Annotated in this window: 7 protein-coding genes; 1 reads left to right on the top strand and 6 read right to left on the bottom strand. The window is 47.2% G+C overall.

The features are described 5' to 3' along the window. Together M3I01_RS18495 and M3I01_RS18490 are read right to left on the bottom strand one after the other, a co-directional pair. A partial coding sequence (locus tag M3I01_RS18495) for a Na/Pi symporter (protein ID WP_275565247.1) occupies window positions 1–914 on the bottom strand: 914 nt, incomplete at its 3' end. A 368-nt stretch (window positions 915–1,282) separates the two neighbouring features. Beyond that, a complete protein-coding gene (locus M3I01_RS18490) occupies window positions 1,283–2,596 on the bottom strand; it encodes an ATP-binding protein (protein ID WP_255897456.1) in 1,314 nt (437 codons plus the stop codon). 332 nt (window positions 2,597–2,928) lie between these two features. Between M3I01_RS18490 and mtgA the strand changes: the two genes are divergently transcribed. Next, window positions 2,929–3,606, top strand: a complete 678-nt coding sequence (gene mtgA, locus M3I01_RS18485) for a monofunctional biosynthetic peptidoglycan transglycosylase (RefSeq protein WP_255897455.1) — start codon at window positions 2,929–2,931, stop codon at window positions 3,604–3,606. A gap of 78 nt (window positions 3,607–3,684) precedes the next feature. Here mtgA and M3I01_RS18480 read toward each other — a convergent pair whose 3' ends face one another. The 4 genes from M3I01_RS18480 to M3I01_RS18465 are packed head-to-tail and all read right to left on the bottom strand — an operon-like array spanning window position 3,685 to window position 8,141. After that, entirely contained in the window at window positions 3,685–4,458 is a 774-nt protein-coding gene (locus M3I01_RS18480; protein ID WP_255897454.1) for an ABC transporter ATP-binding protein, read from the bottom strand. Then, entirely contained in the window at window positions 4,455–5,468 is a 1,014-nt protein-coding gene (locus M3I01_RS18475; RefSeq protein ID WP_394358988.1) for a FecCD family ABC transporter permease, read from the bottom strand. The genes M3I01_RS18480 and M3I01_RS18475 overlap by 4 nt, the downstream gene beginning before the upstream one ends. Then, the gene (locus M3I01_RS18470; RefSeq protein WP_255897452.1) at window positions 5,446–6,348 is read right to left on the bottom strand and encodes a cobalamin-binding protein; all 903 of its coding nucleotides are present in this window, start codon (window positions 6,346–6,348) and stop codon (window positions 5,446–5,448) included. The genes M3I01_RS18475 and M3I01_RS18470 overlap by 23 nt, the downstream gene beginning before the upstream one ends. Beyond that, window positions 6,348–8,141 (bottom strand): TonB-dependent receptor domain-containing protein, encoded by a 1,794-nt coding sequence (locus M3I01_RS18465; RefSeq protein ID WP_255897451.1) that lies wholly within the window; start codon window positions 8,139–8,141, stop codon window positions 6,348–6,350. The genes M3I01_RS18470 and M3I01_RS18465 overlap by 1 nt, the downstream gene beginning before the upstream one ends. Window positions 8,142–8,155 lie beyond the last annotated feature (14 nt).

Genomic DNA, 8,155 nt, shown 5'->3' with positions numbered 1-8,155 from the left:
ACATATTTTTTTAAAAAGCCTGCCCAGAAAGGCAGCATGGTGAGGAATAAAACACCGTTAATGGCATTAATCATGACATGGAAAATCATGGGTGAGTCTAAGCCAAATTTTGCCAAGGAAATCCACCCTGACTCTTGAAAAAAATAAATTAGTAATCCAATGATCACGGCGCAGGAACGGATAACTAGGTTTCCTATTATCACCAATCGACCTTTTGCACTCAGCCCCCAACCGGAACTGAGAGCCGGTAAAGCGCCACCAATATTAGCCCCAATAACCATGATCATCGCCATGTCTAAAGAGATGGCACCATCGGTGACAAGATGAGTAATAATCAGAATAACGGCCAAACTGGAATGGACGAGCCAAGTAAATAAGGCAACAAGAAAAAGCGTTAAGAGTGTGTCGTGCTCGAATATACTGGTGAGGTAAGTCATCCCATTGCCAGAGCGCATATCGGCAGTGCTTCTGGCAATAAGGGATAAGGCAAGGAGTAACAGGCCAAGGCCAAGGAAAATGCGTCCCCAGTATTTATGTTTTCGTTTTGAGGATTTTTGAAAGCTGATGTAGCCAATGAGTAACAGCAACGGAGACAGCGCAGAAAGATCGAAACTGAGCAACATTGCCATGAGGCTTGAGCCTATCTCAGCGCCGACCACCAAAGCTAAAGCAGGAATCAGTCCTAATGCGCTGGTGGCAACAAAGCTTGCTGCCAAAAGGACAACCGCGGTGCCGGACTGCAATGCGGCAGCGGCGATACCACCTAAAGCCGCAGCCTGTAAGCGGCGACGTGTCATTAGACGAATAGCATTTTCTAAACTTTTTCCGTAGGCGCGTTCGAATCCTGTGCGCACCATACGAATTCCCCAGAGTAGTAGGGTGATGGCGCCAGCCAATTGAATAAGCTCATACATAGTAATGTCCCATCATAGACTAACTGACCAGACGTTTTGTGGAGGTTTATGGTGTTTGTTAGTCGCTATTATATTGAGTTTTACCGACACAGTAACAAGATTGCGTTATTGGGGGCGGTTTACTTACGACGCCTATTCATCCCATTCAGTGATGCTGTAGAGTTGAAGGCGGTATCGTAGCAAGACTGTATATCGTTGTGTTTGAACGTAAGATTTTGCTTCATTCATTCTTTTAAAACACTAAGCGTATTAATTAGTTATAGCTTAAAAAGTAAGTAATTGCACAGAATTAGGGGCAGATGAAAATTAACCTCTATGGCTTGGCGCCTACTCGTTAGCCTCGCAGCCTCTTTTTTAAACCCGCCGCGCTACCATTTCTGAGTCAAATACATCACATAATAAAGCGGCATGACGATGTTGCTTTGCTCTAGTTCGGATGAGCCTTGTGTTCCTGTGAGTTTGAACGTTTTATGTGGCTGACATTTTGTTATGTAGGATTGGAGCGATTTGGCTCGAGTACGTTTTCCACTTTTCACTTCTACGGGAATGATTTCCCCGTCTTCATTTGTTAATAAAAATTCGATTTCCGCACGAGCATCATTCCATGAATAACTTGGGTCTATTCCGAGTGTAGTGAGTTCTTGCTGGACGAAGTTTTCTGCAATATAGCCTTTGTATTCGTAGTTTTGTTGTTTGAGTTCTTTGTAGTGGGTGCCGAGCATGTGGTTAAGCAAGCCAACATCGAATAGAAAGAGCTTTACTAAGTTGTCTTTCTTATAAGCGGCGAGTGGCGACCTTGGAAGACCTTCTATTGGATAACAAGTCAATGCAAGGCGGCAACGAGTCAGCCAATGTATAGCACTTTCAAAGTCGCTATAACGTGATTTACGCTCTACTACCCCCTTAAATTTAAAACGCTTAACCGATTCGTCCATCACAGCGGATAATTGAGAGGGAATACTATTAAAAACAGACGCTATGAGCTGTGCATTCACCTTTCCTGAGTATTTACCAAAGTCTCGTCGATAGCCTTCTATTAAGTCTTCTTGTACTTTCGACACTTTTTCAATGCGCGTTAAAATACTGTCGTTTTTATTGGAGAACCACGTCGCTACGGCTTCTGGCATGCCACCGGTGAAGTAGTAATCAGTCAATTTGTCGAAAAGCTTTGCATGAGCGGCTGCGGAGTTAGTTTGCGCCTCAAAGGCCTTAATTAACGCTTTCTCTTCGGTAGCGTGTAAAAACTCTAAAAAACTAAGAGGGCGTAAATTATGTTGCTCTACTTTTCCCACAGGGAAGGTATTTAGTAATCCAATATTAGAGCCACTGGCAGCGATGTAATAAGTAGGCGCTTTTTCGGCGAAATATTTAAGCGCTGTGACGGCAGATTCGCATTCGCCTATTTCATCTAAAATAAGCAGATCTGTCTCTGGGTCAAAGGCTTGGCCTGTGATCAACTCTATATTCGTAAGAATGTCATCTGGGTGTAGCGAGCCATCAAAAGCGTCTTTTAGATTTGGCGTTTCCAAAAAATCAATTCGCACGCTGTTGGGGAAAGTCTTTCCAAAAAGCTCTTGCAATAGAAAGGTCTTGCCGGTTTGTCTTGCACCATCAATGAGTATCGGTTTTCTCGTTGCTTGGTTTTTCCAATGGATAAGTTGATCGAGTAACGTGCGCTTCATTGTTACCTATCTCCAGAGACTATGATTGAATGACCAACAAACAATAACATTTTTATGCGCATAAAAAAGATAAAAACCACACTTTAATGCGCATAAAAAAGTAATACTTGCCTAGAGTCAAAGTCGGCCATTTAAAGATGTCCTTGTTGCGATGATGCAAGCTGGTCAGGTATTACTGATACTGCAATTTTGACGAGCGAATGCGACAAGAATCGAACTCTAGAATCTGCGCACTCAAAACTAAAGATTTATTAAAGAATTAGACTCTTTATTGTTTATACTCTTACATCTTGTGGGCTAAAAAACTCACGAAAACCAATAAGAGATTCTAAATGGCACAGCGTAAACACAGTCTTTTCAGAAAAATGTGGACCGTCATTTGGCGTGCATTGTTATTGTTGATTCTTGTTCTGTTGGTGTTTCGCTTTATTCCGCCACCGACAACGGCGTTTATGCTGCAAAGCCCTTATCCGGTGACTCAAGATTGGATCAGTATTGATAAACTCCCTTCTCATGTACCACTGGCGTTTGTTGCCTCAGAAGATCAGCGTTTTCCTAATCACTACGGTGTTGATTTTGCCGCCATCAGTAAGGCGCTAAGCCAATACGACGATGGTGATGGTCTTCGTGGTGCCAGTACCATTACGCAACAAACCGCAAAAAACCTCTTTCTCTGGTCTGGTCGAAGCTTTATTCGTAAAGGGCTGGAAGCAGGGTTGGCTCTGAGCCTTGAAACACTTTGGGGTAAAAAGCGGATCTTAGAAGTGTATGTAAACATAGCGGAATTTGGTAAAGGCATTTACGGTGTCGAAGCCGCGAGCCAACATTATTTTGGGCGATCAGCCAGTAAACTCACCATAAACCAAGCAGCGCGACTGGCCATCATGCTGCCAAGTCCACGCACTCGAAGCCCTAACGATTTAACCTTTTACCTTCGTCAAAGAGTGATCTGGGTTGAACAGCAAATGCAGCAACTTGGTCCTGACTATCTAACACCTATTCTTGATTAACAATGCATCAGTTGTAGTAACTTGCTACAACAAGTTCGACCACTCAATGAATCGTAACTGACAAGAGACTTGAGTAAATCAGGCCACTGGCACAAACAGGGGCTTGCCGTTTAGTTCTGTCATGGCGAGTTTTTGGCGGTAAAGTGGCTCTAAATTGTGTTGTGTTAAGAGGCTGGCAGCAGCGCCCCAAATCGGCGGACGATCTGGGTACAAGAGCAATACATGGCTGCACCACTGAGCAGCGACATTCACATCATGCAATGACATCACGACAACCTTATCGATACTCGCCTGCTCCGCAAGTAACCCCATCACGGCCACTTGATAACGTAAATCCAGATGATTAGTCGGTTCATCCACCAGCCAGACATCAGGCGTTTGCACCATTAAAGTGGCCAATGCCGCTCGTTGTCGTTCGCCACCGGATAAGCTGTTCAAAGCTCGATCACGAAAAGGAGTCAGATCCAAACGATCTAATGCCGCAAGCGCGATGACCAAATCTCCTTCACCTTCCATTTCCCAAGGGGATAAATGAGGAAAACGTCCTAACAAGACGGTTTCCAAAACGGTGGCAGGAAAACCATCTTGATGTTCTTGAAACATGATGCCAATTTGCTGCGCGAGCGTTAAACGATGCAAGGCTGTCATCGGGTGTCCGTTTAATTCAATGCTTCCTAATGCAGGGGCTTTCAACGCGGCTAAGGTGTGCAACAAGGTGGTTTTCCCCACGCCGTTTGGCCCTAAAATGCCCCACATTTGACCCGCTTGAAACGTTAGGGAGAGCGCATGGTCTGGCTGATCAGGATGGTTGGGAATATCGGCCAACAGGTGGGTTAACGTCAACTCGGTCATAAACGCCCTCTTTGCAGTAGATACAGGAAGGTTGGCACACCCAGTAACGCCGTAATGACACCCACAGGAAGTTGTTCTGGGGCAATCGCAGTACGCGCTAATGTATCAGCTAAGGTGACAAGACAACCCCCTGCCAACGCACTCGCGGGTAAAATCAATCGCTGATCATTGCCCAATACCATGCGCAGCATGTGCGGGATGACCAGTCCAACAAAACCAACACTGCCTGCCGTTGTCACGGCAATCGCGGTGAGCAAACTAGCGAGTAAAAACACAAGGCGCTCTAAGCTTTTTACATTGACGCCCAGTGACGCCGCTTGCAAAGGCCCTCGAGCCAAGACATTAAGGCTGCGTCCTAGCGGCATTAAGATCAAACAGGTTGGCACCAGCACAATCCAAGCAAGCCACGGTGTGCTGGCATAGGATAAATCGCCCATCAACCAATACAACATGCCGGGGATTTTATGGGGCGGCGCAAGCGCCAACATCAAGGTAATCAATGCGCCCCAGCCAGCGGCAATCACTACGCCCGTTAGTAACAAACGCATGGTCGCCATGTTGCCTAAACGTGTAGAAAGTCCAAACACCAACAACGTCGATAATACCGCGCCGATAAACGCCATACCTGACATCAAAATACTGCTGATCCCAAGTAAAATCGCCGTCAGTGCCGCCACCGAAGCGCCACCAGAAATCCCAAGTACATAAGGATCCGCCAGCGGATTCCTAAGTAAGATTTGCATTAATGCACCCGCCACCGCTAACAACCCGCCCGTTGCGAATGCCGCCATCACTCTAGGCAAACGCAGTTCCAGTACCAAGGTTTGATTTAGGCTAGAACCTTGCCCGAGTAACGCTTGCCAAACCGCATAGGGCGACAAACCAACACTGCCTTGGGTGATCGAAAACACGACACTCAGCAAAGACACACTGGCTAATATCACCAACGGCCATAGCATGGCGCGGCGATGGGTTGGATAACGCGGTTTAACGTCGGGCACGAACCACATCCAATGTTTGGCAAAGGATTTGCGCGCCTTCTAATAAGCGCGGTGTTGGGCGCTGGATCAGCGAAGGCGGCACAAAGAACAGATTGCCTTTTTGCGTGGCTAACAAGTCTGGAAACACGCGCCAATTTTCCAACCATTGGGCATTACGCTCACCCATTCCACCAGCAATAATGGCTTCTGGATTTTTCAGTAAAACCGCTTCTTGACTCAGTCGAGGAATCAAACGAGGCGAATCCGCAAACACATTAATACCGCCACATAAGCTGACCACTTTGCTGATGTAATGGCTGCCATTCATCGACATAAGCGGCTCTTCCCATACTTGATAAAAGGTTCTCACAGGCGAGGCATGTTGATAGCGCTCGCGCAATGCATCAATGCCGGTACGAAAACGCAATGCCTCGGCGTCCGCTTGCAATCCGGTGCCCGCGAGCTTGCCCATGTTTTCGATATTGCGGGCAATGTCTTCGAACTCATAGGGCTCTACGTAATAGACTGGCAAGCCCAAGCGCGCCAGCGTGTCGATCTGCTCCGTTGGATTGCCCGTTCCCCACGCCAAAATCAAATCAGGTTGCAAACTGATCAAACGCTCTAAATCTAAACGTGTATGACTGCCTACCGACGTCACACTTTTAGCGGCTTCTGGGTAATCACTATAAGACACCACAGCAACCACATTTTCACCAGCACCGGCCGCATAAATCAGTTCGGTCGCCCCCGGTGACAACGCCGCTATACGTTCGGCGGGATGATCAAGGCAGACATTCAGTCCGCGATCATCGATAACACACACGGACTCAGCAAAAGCAGCCGGCACGAATGCCCAGCCACTTAGACACAATGCCGAGATGGATAACAAAATACGCGTCACATTAGCCATTAAAAAACCGAATAGTTAAACGTTAAAAACACACCACGCCCAGGGTTAAAGTAGCCCTTTGCCGTTTGATACTCTTTATCAAAGGCATTTTTGACACTAAGTTCGGCGTTCCAGTCAGTCGCAAAATCATAGCTGGCGCGAAGGTTCATCGTCACATAGCCGGACAAGGTTTCATCACTGCCCAATGTGGTTGCACGACCATCTGCGCCAAGCAATGTCATACCAACCCGCCCCTTTTCAAATAGACGGTCAGCACTTAGACGAGCACTGCGTTGCGCACGTTTTGGCAGCTGAAAGCCGGTATCATTATCTTTTGCGTCTAACCATGTAAACGCGGCTCTAAGCTGCCATTGATCCAACGTCACACCAGACGCCAGTTCGACACCCTGAACATTGGAGTCCACATTGTAAGCCGCCCAAGCCCCAGTGTAGTTGGACCAAATCACCATATCGCCATAGGATGCGTCAAACACAGCGGCATCCCAATAGAAGTGGTTGTAGTCTGCACGAATACCCACTTCAACGGTTTCCGATTTTGTTGCTTTGAGTGTCGGGTCACCGCTGCTTGGGTAGTATAAATCGTTAAAGGTAGGCGCTTCGAAGGCTTTCCCATAGCTAGTCCGTAAGGTATACACGTCATCCAACCGGTAACCTACGGCGACTCCGCCCGTCGTTGAATCGCCGTAAGCGCTGTTGTGATCCTGACGAAGGTTGAGTTGCAGGCTGGTCGCACCAAAATCAAACTGAGACTGAGCAAAAACCGCGTTGTTATTGCGATTCGGCGCTTGGTACTTGGTGACATCAATGCTGTCTTCCGACGTTTCTGCGCCTACGACATATTCATGATCGCCCGCCCACAGCGTGTTACTCCAGCGAGCGGTTTGTGTCTTAGTATCGTATGTATCCCCAGAAGAAACGGTGGTGCTCTCGTTACGACTTTGGGACAATTTTAGTTCCGTATCCCATTGATCTGTTATTGGCAAGCTAACACCAAGGCCAATCACTTGTACTTGATAGTCGTTTTCGTCTCCGACGTAGTGATTACGACCATTGCTGTTCATGATCAAGCCACTGACTCGCACACCGCCGTCAAATTTCTGTCCGACATTGAGCAACCAGTTTTCATTATCGTAGCCCTGACTGTCCTCGTCTTTTTTAACTATGTCACCGTCGGTTTCAAAGGTGCCAGCAGACAAAAGGTATTGAGTATTACCCTGAGCGCCTGACACGGTTGCATCGATGGTTTTTGTGCCAAATGAACCGCCACCGGCCGACACATTCATTTTAGCTTCATCACCAGCTTGCGGTAAAAATGCTTGAATCACGCCACCTGCCGCGTCTGCACCGTATAACGTGGCTTTAGGCCCACGAACAATTTCCAGGCGATCAATCAAGGACGTTGGGATGTTTTCAAATGGCGCACCGCCAGATGTCGCAGAATACAAAGGTATGCCATCGAGTAAAAACTTGGTGGATTCAGAGCTAGCACCACGCATATAAACGCTGGTGGTTTTGCCGTACCCACCGTTCGAGCTGACATCAACACCCGGCTGAGCCGCAAGCAACTCGCTCATTTCTTGCGCTTGCTGAGCGATAATTTCTTCGCGATTAATAACGGTGACCGACGAAAGAGAATCGGACACACTCACTGGCGTCAAGGTCGCGGTGATGACCAAAGGTGACAAGAGGGTTGATTGATCCGATACGCTGTTCGCATGGACTACGCCGGTGGAAATAACACTAAGCGCCACGAAGGATGTCGTGAACGCTGAAGAAGCACATAATATGTTCATAAATAAGAATCTAC

Source organism: Marinomonas maritima, from assembly GCF_024435075.2.
Lineage (GTDB): Bacteria > Pseudomonadota > Gammaproteobacteria > Pseudomonadales > Marinomonadaceae > Marinomonas > Marinomonas maritima.
This window is presented reverse-complemented; position numbering and strand designations above follow the sequence as displayed.